General features: G+C 41.4%; 8 protein-coding genes. All 8 read right to left on the bottom strand.

Translation table 11 applies throughout. From position 1 onward, the window contains the following. Nucleotides 1–176 precede the first annotated feature (176 nt). Nucleotides 177–875 (bottom strand): glucosaminidase domain-containing protein, encoded by a 699-nt coding sequence (locus E5S68_RS03025; protein ID WP_135782297.1) that lies wholly within the window; start codon nucleotides 873–875, stop codon nucleotides 177–179. 146 nt (nucleotides 876–1,021) lie between these two features. After that, nucleotides 1,022–1,618, bottom strand: a complete 597-nt coding sequence (gene yihA, locus E5S68_RS03030; RefSeq protein ID WP_135782298.1) for a ribosome biogenesis GTP-binding protein YihA/YsxC — start codon at nucleotides 1,616–1,618, stop codon at nucleotides 1,022–1,024. Between the two features lie 11 nt (nucleotides 1,619–1,629). After that, a complete protein-coding gene (clpX, locus tag E5S68_RS03035; RefSeq protein ID WP_135782299.1) occupies nucleotides 1,630–2,862 on the bottom strand; it encodes an ATP-dependent Clp protease ATP-binding subunit ClpX in 1,233 nt (410 codons plus the stop codon). 207 nt (nucleotides 2,863–3,069) lie between these two features. Further along, the gene (locus E5S68_RS03045; RefSeq protein WP_135782301.1) at nucleotides 3,070–3,582 is read right to left on the bottom strand and encodes a dihydrofolate reductase; all 513 of its coding nucleotides are present in this window, start codon (nucleotides 3,580–3,582) and stop codon (nucleotides 3,070–3,072) included. 150 nt (nucleotides 3,583–3,732) lie between these two features. Further along, nucleotides 3,733–14,313: a CshA/CshB family fibrillar adhesin-related protein gene (locus E5S68_RS03050; RefSeq protein WP_135782302.1), complete on the bottom strand. Its 10,581-nt coding sequence runs from the start codon at nucleotides 14,311–14,313 to the stop codon at nucleotides 3,733–3,735. Nucleotides 14,314–14,509: 196 nt separating this feature from the next. Next, nucleotides 14,510–15,349, bottom strand: coding sequence for a thymidylate synthase (locus tag E5S68_RS03055; RefSeq protein WP_135782303.1), 840 nt, complete (start codon nucleotides 15,347–15,349; stop codon nucleotides 14,510–14,512). 107 nt (nucleotides 15,350–15,456) lie between these two features. Beyond that, complete coding sequence (locus tag E5S68_RS03060) at nucleotides 15,457–16,416, bottom strand: ROK family glucokinase (RefSeq protein ID WP_135782304.1); 960 nt, start codon at nucleotides 16,414–16,416, stop codon at nucleotides 15,457–15,459. Between the two features lie 136 nt (nucleotides 16,417–16,552). Next, a complete protein-coding gene (locus E5S68_RS03065) occupies nucleotides 16,553–17,083 on the bottom strand; it encodes a DUF308 domain-containing protein (protein ID WP_135782305.1) in 531 nt (176 codons plus the stop codon).

Here is a 17,083-nt window from a genome sequence, read left to right on the forward strand (position 1 = left end):
TATTGAATTTGTGAACTTCTTCATTATATCATATAATAGACTTTCTGAAAAGGTTTTCAGAAAAATTAATAGTAAATAAACCAGGAGCATTCAACAGATAAAGGAATTTGATTTAAAACATTAAAAGTAAAAAAGCAGGCTACTTTAGCCTGCAGAATTTCTATTTAAATCATATTTTATTGAAAACGACTTGCCCAAGCGATATCTAAATTAAGGATTTCTTGTGAAGTAAACTGTTGACGGTATGGGTTATATACAGTCCCTTCATAACCACCTTGAACACTTGGAACATCATACTGGGTTAGATTATAGGTTTCTATGATGTTATTCAATTTAGCATAGTAGCTAGTATCTGTCGCATACACACCAGTCAAAGCTGCTGTGGCATCCTGATAACTAGTTGTATTACTCTTCCAGGCACCAGCAAAATGTCCTTGTTTCAATACGGCTACATAGTCTAGTAAAGACTCGTAGTAGCTTGGATAAGAACGGAAAGCGTCATTAATCGTATAGGCATTCCCGTAGCCATCATCTTCCCAAGTCTGCATGTATGCAGATTGACCAGCATAACTTCCTTTAATTCCAAATAAGTTATAATGCGGATAAGAAGAAAGACCTGATTGACCTGCACCACTTTCCAAAATTGCTTGAGCAATCATAACAGATGCATATAGATCGTTTTCTTGACCGATTTGGCGAGCAGACTCACCAATTTGAGAAATAAAGGTTTCTGTTGGATCCGAATACTGGCTATAACCTTCATCGTTTGCTCCAACCTTACCAATGTGTTCGCTCATTGCTGCAGCTACAGTTCCTACTGCTACTAGTGCTACCAATGATCCGATTATTTTCGATTTATTTAGTAACTTTTTCAATTTTGTGATCTCCTAATGTAAAATGAATATCTTATATCAAAAATTATAACACAGAAAGAGTATATTTTGTTGGGTATAATATTACATTTCGATTACATTATCGAGATAAATCAAACACATTTATAACAAGAATAACAATATACGATTTATTCCGTAAATATTTTTTGAAAAATTGCAGACCAAGATTCTTCAACTCCCGCCTTATTAACTGAGGAGAAGATGATAAAGGTATCGCTTTTATCAAAGTCTAGTTTTTTCTTGATCATCGACTCATGTTTATTCCATTTACCTCTTGGAATTTTATCGGCTTTTGTCGCGACCAAAATAACAGGGATCTCGTAGTATTTTAAAAACTCATACATCTGAACATCATCAGCAGATGGCTCATGACGAAGATCAACCAAGCTAATAACTGCTTTAAGGTTTTTTCTTGTTGTGAGATACTCCTCAATCATTTTCCCCCACTTCTCCCGTTCCTTTTTTGAAACGCGAGCATATCCATATCCTGGGACATCGACAAATCGGAGTTGATCATCAATATTGAAGAAATTTAAGAGCTGTGTTTTTCCAGGTTTTCCTGAGGTACGAGCTAGGTTTTTGCGATTAAGCATGGTGTTAATAAAAGAAGACTTGCCGACATTTGAGCGACCGGCAAGTGCAACTTCTGGGATATCATCTTGAGGATAGTGACTCTTATTCGCAGCACTCAAAAGAATATCTGCATTATGGGTATTGACTTTCATATCGTTTCTTTCTAGGCAGTTTCTAAAATTGGTTTCTCTGTCCCATCAACTGCCTCTTTAGTAATTCGAACCAATTTAACATTTTCTTGACTTGGAACTTCAAACATGACATCCAACATGGTTTCCTCAATGATGGAACGAAGACCACGTGCCCCAGTTTTTCTCTCAATTGCTTTATTAGCAATTTCTTGAAGAGCTTCATCATCGAATTCTAATTCAACATTATCAAAGGATAAGAGAGCTTGATATTGCTTGACAAGGGCATTTCTAGGTTCCTTCAAAATACGGACTAAATCATCGACTGTTAACTGCTCCAAGGCCGCAAATACAGGAAGACGACCAATCAATTCAGGGATAATACCAAATTTTTGAATGTCTTCAGCGATAATTTCTTGCATGTAGGAGCTAGACTCATCAATAGCTTTGCTATTTTGACCAAATCCAATAATCTTTTCTCCAAGACGTTGCTTCACAATCTCTTCAATCCCATCAAAGGCTCCTCCAACGATAAAGAGAATATTTTTGGTATCTACCTGAATCATTTCCTGTTGCGGATGTTTACGGCCACCTTGAGGAGGAACACTTGCCACAGTACCCTCGATAATCTTGAGGAGGGCTTGTTGAACTCCTTCCCCAGATACATCTCGAGTAATAGAAACGTTCTCGCTCTTCTTAGCAATCTTATCGATTTCATCTACATAAATGATCCCACGTTCAGCACGTTCAATATTAAAGTCAGCGGCTTGTAAGAGTTTGAGAAGGATGTTTTCGACATCTTCACCAACATAACCAGCTTCAGTCAAGGCAGTAGCGTCTGCAATGGCAAATGGGACATTTAAACTCTTAGCAAGTGTTTGCGCTAGGAAAGTCTTACCAGAACCAGTCGGCCCAACCATCAAAATATTTGATTTTTGAAGATCTACATCATTGTCTTCTTCGCGATTTTCATGGAAGTTAATACGTTTGTAGTGATTATAAACAGCAACAGCCAAAGCACGTTTAGCACGATCTTGACCAATCACATAATGGTTAAGGATGTTTAGCAATTCGATTGGTTTTGGAACTTCTGAAAGATCTGAGAGAACTTCTTCTGCTAGTTCTTCACGGATAATTTCTTGTGCGAGTTCCACACATTCATTACAGATAAAGGCATTATTACCGGCGATGATTTTCTGAACTTCGTCTTGGTTTTTACCACAGAACGAACAATAAACCATCATCTCATTTGATTGATTAGTAGGCATTGTAATCTCCGTATTCTTAATCTTTAAAAGTTATTTAAAAAGTGTCATATAAAAGGCATGGATAGAATTCACCAAGTTGGTGAAAGCATTCAATAAAAAGAGAATAGCTAATCCGAAGCGCTTCTTCCGAAAGGTTTGTGATGCGCAGACAAGGCAAATTACACCAAGTACTGCTGTGAAAAAGCCAAAAATACTCCGTTCCATTGGTTAGCAATCCTTTCTTTCAAAGTGTTTGATGGTGAAATCATAAGGATTTTTTTCATCACTTATAATGGTCTTCTCTTCAAGTAGGTTGAAGTGGGTCCAATCAAAAGTCGCCGGAAAGAAAGTGTCTCCTTCAAGCTCCGCATCAATGATTGTTTGATATAATTCTTCCAAGTAAGGCTCAAAAAGTCTGATAACTTTCTCACCTCCAATGATAAAGAGAGATTTAGACTGCTTTTTGTACCAGTCTAAAACCATCTCGACAGAAGAAAAGACGAGCACTTGATCATTCTCTACATTATATTGAGGATCTCTAGAAAGGACGATATTGATACGATTTGGAAGGACACGCTTGTTTAGACCTTCGTAGGTTACTCTTCCCATTAGAATGGCTTGACCTATCGTCGTTTCTTTAAAATGGCGCAATTCAGCAGGTAAATGCCAAGGCATCACTTGATCTTTTCCGATCACTCCATTCTTGGTTTGTGCCCATATCCCAATTACTTTTTTATTCATTGTCTTATCCTTTACACTGATACTACTATTCTATCAAATTTTTTACGAATTGACTGTTTCCAACTACCCTAAAAGCAAGGAAATTTTATACTACTAAAATTAAAAAAACCGCGATTTCTCGCGGTTTTTTTTTACAGATCAGTCGATTTCTTAATCTTCTTTCTTACGCTTAGCATACCCAAATAAGGAAAGACCAGTTAGGGCAGTTAGAAGAGAAAGACCAAGAGTTGAAGTTTCTTTCGTACCAGTGTTTGGAAGTTGAGCAGTTTGATTAGATGGATCAATAAAGCGAACTTCTTCCTTCACTTGTGGAACGACAGATTCTTCTGATTTTGGTTGTGGATCTGGTGTTGGAACTGGATCCGGAGTAGGTGCTGGATCTGGTGTTGGAACCGGATTCGGAGTAGGTACTGGATCTGGTGTTGGAACCGGATCCGGAGTAGGTGCTGGATCTGGTGTTGGAACTGGATCCGGAGTAGGTGCTGGATCTGGTGTTACTGTCTTCTTGTAGATGTGTTGGGTATTTCCGCTTGCATCTACAACAGTCTTCACGAAGTCATAACCTGGGATTTCTTTCTTCGGTTGTTCCCCATCTTCTGTAGGGTTACCTGGGATAGGATCACCGTTTTCGTCTACGTATGAAGTTCTCACTTTTTCATAGACGTGTTCAGTATCACCATTAGGCAATTTCTTCGTTTCCACAAAGCAGTAACCTGGAATTTCAGCTTTTGGCTCTTCTCCATCAACTGTAGGATATCCTGGGATTTCCTTACCTTCTTTATCAACAAACTTAGTGATTGGAAGAACAGTTGGTGTATAAGTTGCAGAAGCTTTTGTTCCATTCACATCTTCACGAACTACTGTCACTGCTGGTGCAGTTCCGGTAAATTCAGGTTCTGGAGTGAAGGTTACAGTTCCGTCTGCTGCCACAGTGTAGGTACCAACACCTGGGATGGTCTTCGTAGTTGAACCATCACCAAAGGTTGCTGGAACTTGATCATTCATTGGTACACGGCTATCACCTTCGGTGAAGCTTGGTTTACCTGTTTGAGTAGCACCCTTCTTACCAATTGAAGTAACTGGTTCACCTGTTGGTGCAACTGGAGTCACAGTTGGTGTGTACTTCGCTGTAATAGCTGTACCGTTCTTGTCAACACGTTTAACAGTTACGCCTGTACCTGTTCCTGTGAATGATTTTTCTGGTACGAAGGTTACAGTTCCGTCTGGAGCAACTGTATACGTTCCTTCACCTGGAATTGTCTTCGTAGTTGAACCATCTTCAAAGGTTGCTGGCACATCATCATCCATTGGTACACTTGGGTTACCAGGTGTGAAGCTTGGTTTACCTGTTTGAGTTTGACCTTGGATGTCTGTAGATGTTGTAGGTTCAGCTGTTGGCGTCACAGGAGTTACAGTTGGTGTGTAGGTCGCTTGTGCTTTAGTGCCGTTCACGTCTTCACGAACCACTGTCACTGCTGGTGCAGTTCCGACGAATGATTTCTCTGGTACGAAGGTAACTGTTCCGTCAGCTGCTACTGTGTAAGTACCAACGCCTTCAACTGTCTTCGTAGTTGAGCCATCTTCAAATGTAGCTGGAACGGTGTCGTTCATTGGCACACGGCTATCACCTTCAGTGAAGTTTGGTTTACCAGTTTGAGTTGCACCTTGTACATCAGTAGATACTGCTGGTGTACCTGTTGGTGTTACTGGTGTTACTGTTGGTGTGTACATAGCTTTCACAACTGTACCATTCTTATCTTGGCGTTGAACCACGATACCTGCTGCAGTTCCAACAAATGATTTTTCTGGTACGAAGGTTACAGTTCCGTCTGGAGCAACTGTGTATGTACCTTCACCTGGAACAACCTTAGTAGTTGAACCGTCGACAAATGTTGCTGGTACAGCATCGTCCATTGGTACTGCAGGATTTCCTTCAGTGAAGCTTGGTTTGCCTGTTTGAGTAGCCCCTTGGATATCAGTTGATGTAGCTGGTTCTCCTGTTGGAACTACTGGAGTGATGAATGGTGTGTACGTTGTACGTGCAGTGGTACCATTTGCATCTTCCATTGAAACGCCTACAGGAAGAACTTTACCTGAGTAAGCTTTGTTAGTTGGAGTGAAGATCACTTGGCCTTTCTCTTTGTCAACTGTGAAGATACCGATGATATCTCCTGCAGGTGAGAAGGCATCCAATTGATCAGCTGGATCTCCAGAGTCATCGTAAAGTTTCAAGGTTAAAGGGTTCATTGGGGCGATTGGATCCCCTTCTGTGAAGGTTGGTTTGCCTGTTTGAACAATTCCTTGAGGAGCTTCTGATGAAGCTGGTTCTGCTGTTGGAGTAACTGGAGTTACAGTTGGTGTGTAGGTCGCAGAAGCTTTTGTTCCGTTCACATCTTCACGTACAACTGTTACTGCTGGTGCTTCACCTACAAAGCGTGGATCTGGTGTGAAGGTTACAGTTCCATCCGCTGCTACTGTGTAGATACCAACAGTCGGAATTTCCTTCGTAGTTGAACCATCTTCAAAGGTTGCAGGAACTTGATCGTTCATAGGAACATTAGGATTTCCTGGTGTGAAGCTTGGTTTACCTGTTTGAGTTTGACCTTGCTTGTCAGTTGAAGTTGCTGGCTCAGCAGTTGGGGTTACTGGTGTTACAGTTGGTGTGTATGTTGCAGTAACTGGAGTACCGTTCTTATCAACACGTTTCACTGTTACCCCTGTACCTGTTCCTGTGAATGATTTTTCTGGTACAAAAGTTACAGTTCCGTTTGGAGCAACTGTATAAGTTCCTTCTCCTGGAATTGTCTTCGTAGTTGAACCATCTTCAAAGGTTGCTGGCACATCATCATCCATTGGGATTGCAGGGTTACCAGGTGTGAAGCTTGGTGTACCTGTTTGTGTTTTACCTTGGATATCTGTAGATGTTGCAGGTTCAGCAGTTGGTACAACTGGAGTAATCTTAGGTGTGTAAGTTGTTTCAGCAACAGTTCCATTTGTATCTTTAGCTTGAACCTTAACTGGAACGACTTCACCAGAATATGATTTATCAGTTGGTGTGAAGGTTACAAGGCCTGTTTCTTTATCAACTGTGAAAGTACCGATTTCTTTCCCTTCTGGTGATTTAGCAACTACAAATTCTGCTGGTTGACCATTTTCATCAAGAAGAGTAATGGTATCTTTGTCAATTGGTGCAACTGGATCACCTTCGGTGAAGGTTACTGTTCCAGTTTGAACCACACCTTGAGGTGCTTCAGATTCAGCAGGAGTTGCTGTTGGGGTTACTGGAGTCACAGTTGGTGTGTACTTAGCAGTAACTGGAGTACCGTTCTTATCGACACGTTTAACCGTTATGCCTGTACCTGTACCTGTGAATGATTTTTCTGGGACAAAGGTTACAGTTCCGTCTGGAGCTACTGTGTAAGTTCCTTCTCCTTCAACTGACTTAGTTGTTGAACCATCTTCAAAGGTTGCTGGAACTTCGTCATCCATTGGTACACTTGGGTTACCTGGAGTGAAGATCGGTTTACCTGATTGTTCTTGACCTTGTTTATCAGTTGAAGTTGCATTTTCAGCTGTTGGTGTTACAGGAGTTACTGTTGGTGTGTACTTAGCTGAAACTGGTGTTCCATTTTTATCAACACGTTTAACTGTTACGCCTGTGCCTGTTCCAGTGAATGATTTTTCTGGGACAAAGGTTACAGTTCCGTCTGGAGCTACTGTGTATGTTCCTTCTCCTTCAACTGTCTTAGTTGTTGAGCCATCTTCGAAGGTTGCTGGCGTATCATCATCTATTGGTACATTAGGATTACCTTCAGTGAAGCTTGGTTTACCTGTTTGAGTTGCACCTTGAATATCAGTAGATGTTGCTGGATTCGCAGTTGGGACAACTGGAGTAATCTTAGGAGTGTAGGTTGTTTCAGCTGGAGTGCCGTTTGCATCCTTGGCTTGAACCTTAACTGGAACGACTTCACCTGAATATGATTTATTAGTTGGAGTGAGCGTTACAAGACCAGTTGCTTTATCAACTGTGAAAGTACCGATTTCTTTACCTTCTGGTGATTTAGCAACTACAGATGCAGCAGGTTGACCATTTTCATCAAGAAGAGTAATGGTATCCTTATCGATTGGTGCCACTGGATCACCTTCTGTGAAGGTTACAGTTCCAGTTTGAACCACACCTTGAGGCCCTTCTGATTCAGCTGGGCTTGCAGTCGGTGTTACTGGTGTCACTGTTGGTGTGTACTTAGCAGTAACTGGAGTACCGTTCTTATCGACACGTTTAACCGTTACGCCTGTACCTGTACCTGTGAATGATTTTTCTGGGACAAAGGTTACAGTTCCGTCTGGAGCAACTGTGTAAGTTCCTTCACCTGGAATTGTCTTGGTTGTTGAACCATCTTCAAAGGTTGCTGGTGTATCATCATCCATTGGGACATTTGGATTTCCTGGTGTGAAGGTTGGTGTACCTGTTTGCGTTTGACCTTGTTTGTTAGTAGATGTTGTATCTTCTGCAGTTGGTGTAACTGGTGTTACAGTTGGTGTATAAGTTGCAGAAGCTTTTGTTCCGTTCTTATCTTCACGAACAACGGTTACCGCTGGTGCAGTTCCTACGAATGATTTATCTGGTACAAATGTCACTGTTCCATCTGGAGCTACTGTGTAAGTACCAACACCTTCTACTGTCTTCGTTGTTGAGCCATCGTTAAATGTTGCTGGAACATCATCGTTCATTGGCACACGGCTATCGCCTTCAGTAAATACAGGTTTACCAGTTTGAGTCGCACCTTGAATATCTGTTGTTTCAACTGGTGTAGCTGTTGGTTTAACAGGAGTTACAGTTGGTGTGTAGGTCTCAGAGGCTTTAGTTCCGTTCTTATCTTCACGGACAACGGTCACTGCTGGTGCAGTTCCGACAAATGATTTTTCTGGTACAAATGTAACAGTACCGTCTGCTGCTACTGTGTAAGTACCAACACCTTCAACGGTCTTCGTAGTTGATCCATCGTCAAATGTCGCTGGAACATCTTCGTTGATTTCAACAGTTTTCTCAACGCCATCAACCGTTACAGTTCCACCCTTGAATTCAGGCTTACCTGTTTGAGTAGCACCTTGAATATCTGTTGTTTCTGCTGGTGTTGCAGTTGGGGTTACTGGAACGATTTCAGGTGTGTAAGTTGTATCCACCTTAATACCGTTTGAGCTTTCAGCTTGCACCTTAACAGGTGTTACTTTACCTGTGTAAGACTTATCAGTTGGTGTGAAAGTTACAGTACCAGTTGCTGGGTCGATAGAGAATGTACCAATTGGTGTTGTTCCATCTTCAGCAAAGGCTGGTGTACTTGAAACTTCATTACCATCGTTATCCAAAAGTTTGTAGCTATTCTCTTTGATTGTGATCGCTTTATCTTGACCATTTACTTGAACAGTTGCACCTTCAAAGGTTGGTGTCCCTGTTTGAGTAGCACCTTGGATATCTTTAGACGTAGCTGGTTTAGCTGTTGGAACAGCTGCTACAACTGTTGGTGTGTAACTTGCATCTGAAGTGATGGTTGTTGTCTTACCATCTTCATTTGTAATCGTCGCTGTCGCTTGGACTTTCACTCCAGTTGCAGTTCCAACAAAGTCTTTTTCAGGTGTGAAAGTCACTGCTCCTGTAGTCGGATCGATTGTATAAGTTCCTTCACCTTCAACAGTTACTGTTGTTTCATCAGTAGGTTGGCCAGTTGCTGGGTCAATCAACTTCTTACTTGTAATTTGAGCAGTCTTATCATCACTCAAAGCGAATGTAGGCGTTTCTGTTTGAGGTACATTTTGAATGTCTTCAGAAACTTTATTAGTTGGAGTAAGAGTAACTGGATTTACAGTTGGTGTGTAAGTTGCTGATGCTTTGGTTCCATTCTTATCTTCACGAACAACGGTTACCGCTGGGGCAGTACCAGTAAAGTTTGGTTCTGGAATAAATGTAACAGTTCCATCAGCAGCAACCGTAAACTTACCAACTCCATCCACTGTCTTAGTTGTAGAACCATCGTCAAACGTTGCTGGAACAGCTTCATTAATGGCAACTGATTTCTCAACGCCATCAACCGTTACAGTTCCACCCTTGAATTCAGGTTTACCTGTTTGAGTAGCACCTTGGATGTCTTTTGTTTCAGCTGGTGTTGCTTCAGGTGTTACAGGTAATACTGTTGGTGTGTAGGTTGCAGAAGCTTTCGTTCCATTCTTATCTTCACGAACAACGGTTACTGCTGGTGCAGTTCCAACGAATGATTTTTCTGGAACAAATGTCACTGTTCCGTCTGGAGCAACTGTGTATGTACCAACTCCTTCAACTGTCTTAGTTGTTGAACCATCATCAAATGTTGCTGGAACAGCTTCATTAATGGCAACTGATTTCTCAACACCATCGATGTCAACAGTTCCACCCTTGAATTCAGGTTTACCAGTTTGAGTGGCACCTTGGATATCTGTAGTTTCAGCTGGTGTCGCGGTTGGTGTCACAGGGACAACGGTTGGTGTATACTTAGCTGTAACTACTGTACCATTCTTATCAACACGTTTAACTGTGACACCTTTAGCAGTTCCAGTAAAGGACTTCTCAGGTTTAAAGGTTACAGTTCCATCAGGCTTCACAGCGTAACTTCCTTGACCTGGAACAACACGAATGATTGAACCGTCGTCAAAGGTCGCTGGAACGTTATCATCTATTGGTACACGTGGGTCACCTTCAGTGAAGGTTGGTTTACCAGTTTGCGTAGAGCCTTGGATATCTTTTGAACTTACATCTTCAGCGGTTGGCTTAACAGGGGTAACTGTTGGTGTATAGATTGCTGAAGCTTTGGTTCCATTCTTATCTTCACGAACCACAGTTACAGCTGGCGCTGTTCCAACGTATGATTTCTCCGGAACAAAGGTAACAGTACCATCTGCTGCTACTGTGAAGGTACCAACACCTTCAACAGTCTTTTTAGTTGTTCCATCGTCAAATGTTGCTGGGACAGCATCATTGATTTCTACTGTTTTCTTAACTCCATCAATCGTAACCGTTCCGCCCTTGAATTCAGGTTTACCAGTTTGTGTTGCACCTTGAATGTCAGTTGTCTCAGCTGGTGCTGCTGTTGGTGTAACCGGTACAATCTCTGGAGTATAAGTTGTATCTACCTTGATACCGTTTGAACTTTCAGCTTGAACCTTAGCTGGAGTTACTTTACCGGTGTATGATTTATCCGTTGGTGTGAAAGTCACTTTACCAGTTGCTGGATCGATTGAAAATGTACCAATTGGAGTCGTTCCATCTTCCGCATAAGCTGGCGTGCTTGAAACTTCGTTACCATCATTATCCAAAAGTGTATAGCTATTATCTTTAATCGCAATAGCTTTATCTTGGCCATTTACTTGAACAGTAGTTCCTGCAAAGGTTGGTATTCCAACCTGAGTGGCACCTTGGATATCTTTTGAAGTTGCAGGACTTGCTGTAGGAACAGCGGCTACAACGGTTGGTGTGTAGGTTGCATCTGAAGTAATAGATGCTGTCTTACCGTTGGCATTTGTAATGGTTGCAGTAGCTTGAACGCTAACACCTTTTGCAGTTCCAACAAAGTCTTTTTCAGGAGTAAATGTTACCGCTCCTGAAGTAGGATCAATCGTGTATGTTCCTTCACCTGCGACTGTCACAGTAGATTCATCAGTAGGTTGTCCAGTCGCTGGATCTATTAATTTTTTACTTGTGATTTTCGCAGTCTTATCGTTACTCAAATCAAAGGTTGGTGTTTGTGTTTGTGGAACGTTTTGAATATCCTCAGAAACCTTGTCTGTTGGAGTGATAGCAATTGGAGTTACAGTTGGAGTGTACTTAGCCGTAGCTGTCTTAATGTACTCCTCTTGAACCTTACCATTTTTATTGCGTCCAACTGGTGCTGATAATGTAACATCCACACCTTTGGCTGTTCCAACAAAGTCTGGTTCTGGAGTGAAGGTTACTTCACCAGTTGAAGGATTAATCGTATAAGTTCCTTCCCCTTTAACTGTTACAGATGGCGCATCCGTAGTAAGACCTGTAGCTGGGTCTACCAACTTAGCAGGATATTCTGCACTTGGAGTGATCGCAATTTTATCACCATTTAAGTTAGTAGCAGTTGTATTAAAGGTAGGTGTTTCTTTTTGAGTTGCCCCTTGAACATCAGTCGATGTCTTGTCAACCCCTTCGATTTCAATCGGAGTGACTGTTGGAACGTATTGACCATCCATGGTATTCAACTGACCATTAATGTTTGCTTCTTGATCTGGGAATTTTGTTGACCAACCAGTATCATAACCATTATTATCTGAACGACGGATAGAGATACCATCAGCTGTTCCAAGGAAGTTATCCTCAGGAATAAACTCAACGTCTACATCTTTACCGTTGGCAGTGATTTTGTATTTCCCTTGACCTGGGACAACATAGTAACCTTCTGCATCAAGCGTTGCACGGTTGCCATCTTTGTCAACGATGTATGGTTCTACAGTTTCATCAATAACAGCAGTAGAATTACGTTCATACTTGTGTTCACCACGAGCTGTAAAGGTTACTGTTGCTGTTTGTTTAGTAGCTTGAGGACCAGAAGTTTCCTTAAATTCCCCTTTTGGTGGATGGGTGATTTGAGTCTTGAAGTCTTCTACTTCCCCTGAAAAGGCCATACCAGTTGGGCTTTCGATCTCGTTCGCTTTCTTAGCGATACGAACACGAGCACCAAGCTCGTTGACGCTAGGATCAATAAAAGTTTTGCTGTTTGCAAAGGTCAACTCAACAGTGCCATCTTGTGTGATTGTAGCGAGATTTGAGCGTTCATCCTCATCGAATTTACCATTTTGGTTAAAGTCTACCCAACCATAGATATGTGCTTCTGAAGCTCCATCCAAATGGGCTTCAACTGACATCTTGTAGTTACCTGGGCGTGTACGGTCCATCTTGATCATCTCATTGGTTGTCCCTTTGAGATCGCTTGGAAGCAATTGGTTAATTCCTTCATCGGCCGTAGTAGAGTTATCATCACCGAACCAGTCGAGAGTTGTATTCTCATCCATATCTGGGCTTACGTTACCAAGATACGGTTGATTTACTTTAGCTCCAGTAACACCGTCTACAGTTGCAATGGTATGAACTGCCTTACCATATGACTCAGGAGCATCCCCTTCATCAAGTGGGAAGAATCCTAGCATTGCAGACTGTTTACCAGCTGAAGCAATATAAAGTCCCACTTCAGATGCTCCACGCGTCATTACGAGTGGAACTGTTCTATTTCCTTCAGAAATGTTTGGTCCAAAGATACCGGTTCCTAGACCACCCGTAACTTTGTCAGGATTTCCAAAGTACTTCCAAGCTACTGGTTTCTTTTCTGGCCCAACTTCAGTAGATCTACGAATTTGATTAAGGTTAGTATTATTATATTTAGGTGTAGGTCCCAAAAGGTTCTCAGTATCTTGTGGTTCATAAGGAACAGAGGTGGCTGGTCTAGTAGTTTTCTTCCATTCCCCAATGTGCTGCCAACCTTCTCCGTTGGTAGTGAACATAACAAATTCACCAGGGTTAGCAGACTCACCATCAGCCATAACAATAGCTGGCTTAACTGTCTTTCCACGGAAGGTTGCAGAAATTTCAAACTGAACTCCAATATTCCCACCATTATATGCAGAACTCATGGTAGTCTTCTTGGATTTTGTATCAACATTTTCCTGTTTGATTTCAGTCCAACGGTTTTGGGCATCAGCGATAACGTCGGCTTCTTTGCCATCAGCAAAATATTGCCTAGCAATTGGTGAAGTAACACCACTTACATAGCCATTTTTTGCATTTGGATCATAGGTCGCTTTTTCAGCTTCTGTAGCCCCTTGTTCTTCCATCCGTTTTTTATAGATTTCAGTTGCTTGGAATGGTTTCAAGGATTTGACTTTTACAGTGACTACATAACCAGGCATGATTTCCTTGGTATAGGTTGCCCCAACTTGAAGAGCTAAGGCCTCTTCTAGCTCATTTGGTTTAACTTCCTTTTTAGCGACCTGGATTGTTTTTGCTCCTGTCCAGTTAGCTACATCTCCAAAGTCCAACCAAGAGATTTGGCTAGTCATAGATTTGGCATCAAGATTTGTTGTAAAGCCAGGTTTTTCAACTTTTGGAGTTGCTGTTGCATCTTCAACATCATCCCCAATCAAGCTTTCATCATTAGGGTCCCCGATCGCTCGACGACTTCGACGACGGCCACCTGTTTCAGCAGTAACTGGAGTGTTAGATACAGGTTGACCTGAAGCAAGTGTATCTACTACTTTGTTAACTGTTTCAGTCGTAGTTGTGGCAGTATTCTCTGGACGATTTACTGCTTCTACTTTTGGATTTTCTGAGCTTTTTACTGCCTGTGACTCCTCAGATGCCGCAGAAGCTACCGGACTCGCTGAGGACGAAACACTGGCAGGAGTTTCCGTTACTGGTGTTACCGGTGCGTCGGCTTGGTAGGTTGTCGCTGCCGTTGAAGCACTTGGATCACTTGTTGCAGATCTTGCTGTAGCTGTTGATGTTTCTGTTGGACTTGCAACTGTAGAAACTACATCAGAAGATGCTTCTGATGCTTCTTCAGCAGCAACACCAGTTGCTGTACCAACCATCACGAGTGTTCCTAAGAGGACCGAGCAGACTCCCACATTCAATTTACGAATAGAGAACCGGCTAATGCGGTCGTTGAATAAATCCTTACTCATTTATTTCCTCCGTGTTTTCATTTTAAACATTTATATTAAAATGTGTTTAGCTTTTTTAGCTTAACCTCATTTATTCTACCAAATTTATGCGATAGTTCAAAGGGATTTGCTTAAAAATATTGTTTAATATAGATTAAATCTTTGTAACAAAAAAAAGCTCCTAATTCCACATGAAATAAGAGCTTATGCGCTTTCATTAAATTGCCAAATCAAACTTCAATTGAGGCTTGACAGGGTCATAGTCTTCCAACTCAAAATCTTCTGCTTTGATGTCAAAGAAATTAGTACCATCAGGTACATTTAAGTTCAATCGTGGCTGACAATTGGATGGATCCCGACGAAGCAATTCCTCAGCATGTTCAAACTGATTGTCATAAATATGAAGATTGTTAATGAAATAGAAGAATTTCCCAAGCTTCCAGCCAAAATGCTTGGCAATCATCATTTGAAGAGCTACATACTGCATAGCATTGATATGGTGAGCGACGAGCATATCATTGGACCTCTGAGTCAGAGTTGCATCCAGATAAATATCGCCATCGACCCGACGGACATCAAACATGGTTTGAAAGGCGCAAGGTAAAAGGCCTTCTGACTCCTCAAAGGCTTCGTAGTCCCAAAGAGAAATGATGTTGCGACGATTCCACGGATTCTCTTCTAACTGTTTGAGAATCTTGTTGATGATATCATGCTTTTTGACTACAGCCCCATAGCGCTGACCAATGGTACGAGAATTCCCCACTTCCCAGTCGCTCCAGTAGTGAACTTGGTACTTCTCCTCTAAAACATCCAAGCTATTGGACTGATCCTGATAGATCCATAACATTTCCTTGATAGCTGATTTGATGGCGATAGGACGAAGGGTGGTAATCGGGAACTCACCTTTAGCTAGGTCAAATTCCATGAAGGCACCGGTAATGTACTTGGAATTAGCAGTCCTACCATCCTTATATTTTGGACGGGCCTGTTCGGACCAGACACCTTCTTCCATGATTTTACGAATATTTTCTTTAAATATAGTATCTGCCTTAGTCATAATGAATTACGGACTCTCCTTGAATGCAATAATGTCTTCATTATAACACAGCTCACAAAAAAAATGAGATTCAAACCATTCGATTTGAATCTCCATATTTCATTTTTTTATTGGAGAACGAGCGAAGCTGCTCCAATCACACCTGCATCATTTCCAAGATTGGCAAGAACCAATTGAGTGGATGTCCGTACTTGTGGGAAGGTATTTTCGTCAAAGACCTTTTGAACCCCATCCAAGAGGAATTGACCTGCTGCTGATACACCACCACCGATGACGATGTTGGCTGGGTTCAAGACGCTAGCGATGTTGGCACAAGCGATACCGAGGTATTGAGAGAAATGACGGTAGACAATCAGTGCTAACTCATCTCCATCTTTAGCAAGATCAAAGACTGTCTTAGCTGTAACTTCTTCACCATCATCAATTAGACGTTTTAAGGTCGCATCTCCTGCATATTCATCGGCATAGCGACGGGTCAAATTGACAATACCAGTCGCTGAAGCTACTGTTTCCAAGCAACCTTTCTTACCACAGGTACAATCAAATGGACGATCAAAATCAACTGTGATATGGCCAAGTTCACCAGCAACACCACCTGCACCGTGCAAGAGTTTTCCTTCTGCTACGATACCGCCACCAACACCAGTTCCAAGTGTCATGAAGACGACATCCGGTTGGTTTTCACCAGCACCTTTCCAGCGCTCTCCAAGAGCAGCAACGTTAGCATCATTATCAATGAAGAAAGGAATTCCCAAGGCAGATTCAATATCTTTCTTAATTGGCTGAAGGGTCTTCCAGTTGAGGTTGTAGGCACCGATAACCGTTCCTTCAAAGCGATCAACTGCCCCAGGAGAGCCCATTCCAATCCCAAGGAAATCCTCAGATGTTAAGTTTAGAAGTTCCAAACGATGCTGAATGGAGGCAATGATATCCGGAACAATATGGCTTCCTTCATCAAGTATATTTGTCTTGATAGACCATTTTTCTTGAATGTCTCCTTCTTGTGTCAAAATTGCAAATTTGACAGAAGTTCCACCTAGGTCAATACCAATAATCTTTTTCGCCATGTTTTTCTCCTTCTATATTTTCATACTGAAACTAGTATACCAAATTATGAAAAGGGTTTCAAATGTTTTTCATGATTTTTATCAATTTTGAACCAAAAAAAGAACTTGTCAGCCTAAAGGCAAACAAGTTCATCTTCTACCGATCATTTTGAAGTTTCATAAATAGTCTAAGGGATTGAATCCCGATAATCAAAAAGAAAAGCCCTAAAATATTTAATAAAAATAGACTAATAGACAGGGGACTAACAATCAAGAATAGACCAACGAATAATTGAATGAGACCCCAGAAGGTAAATTTCTTTGATAATTCCTCAGACCGTTTGGAAAGATAATGAGCCTTTCTTAAACTAAGAGCTGATTTATACAAGAGCCAGATTCCCAAAGTGATAGGGAAGACAATTGGCAAGGTCTGGTAGCCATATAAGAGTAGGTAGACTGCAAAGACCAGGGAAATCACACTCTGAAGCAGAGAAGGACTATAAGCGGATCTCCTCGTTCGTTCTCTGTAATAGCGTGAAAGACGGGAGAAAGAAATCAAGAAAAAACCTAGAGAAATGAGCCAACTAAAGGTGGCTATTTTCTCAATTGGATTCACAAAAAGAACAATTCCAATCCCAATAAACAAAATAGAGGATAAGAGGATACTTAATTTACTCAGTTGAATCAT

It is taken from the genome of Streptococcus rubneri, assembly GCF_004785935.1.
Lineage (GTDB): Bacteria > Bacillota > Bacilli > Lactobacillales > Streptococcaceae > Streptococcus > Streptococcus rubneri.

Excerpts from the sequence above, each read along its gene's own strand:
- yihA (WP_135782298.1), bottom strand. The coding sequence starts at position 1,618 with ATGAAAGTCAATACCCATAATGCAGATATTCTTTTGAGTGCTGCGAAT.
- clpX (WP_135782299.1), bottom strand. The coding sequence starts at position 2,862 with ATGCCTACTAATCAATCAAATGAGATGATGGTTTATTGTTCGTTCTGT.
- E5S68_RS03045 (WP_135782301.1), bottom strand. The coding sequence starts at position 3,582 with ATGAATAAAAAAGTAATTGGGATATGGGCACAAACCAAGAATGGAGTG.
- E5S68_RS03050 (WP_135782302.1), bottom strand. The coding sequence starts at position 14,313 with ATGAGTAAGGATTTATTCAACGACCGCATTAGCCGGTTCTCTATTCGT.
- E5S68_RS03055 (WP_135782303.1), bottom strand. The coding sequence starts at position 15,349 with ATGACTAAGGCAGATACTATATTTAAAGAAAATATTCGTAAAATCATG.
- E5S68_RS03060 (WP_135782304.1), bottom strand. The coding sequence starts at position 16,416 with ATGGCGAAAAAGATTATTGGTATTGACCTAGGTGGAACTTCTGTCAAA.
- E5S68_RS03065 (WP_135782305.1), bottom strand. The coding sequence starts at position 17,083 with ATGATTCAACTGAGTAAATTAAGTATCCTCTTATCCTCTATTTTGTTT.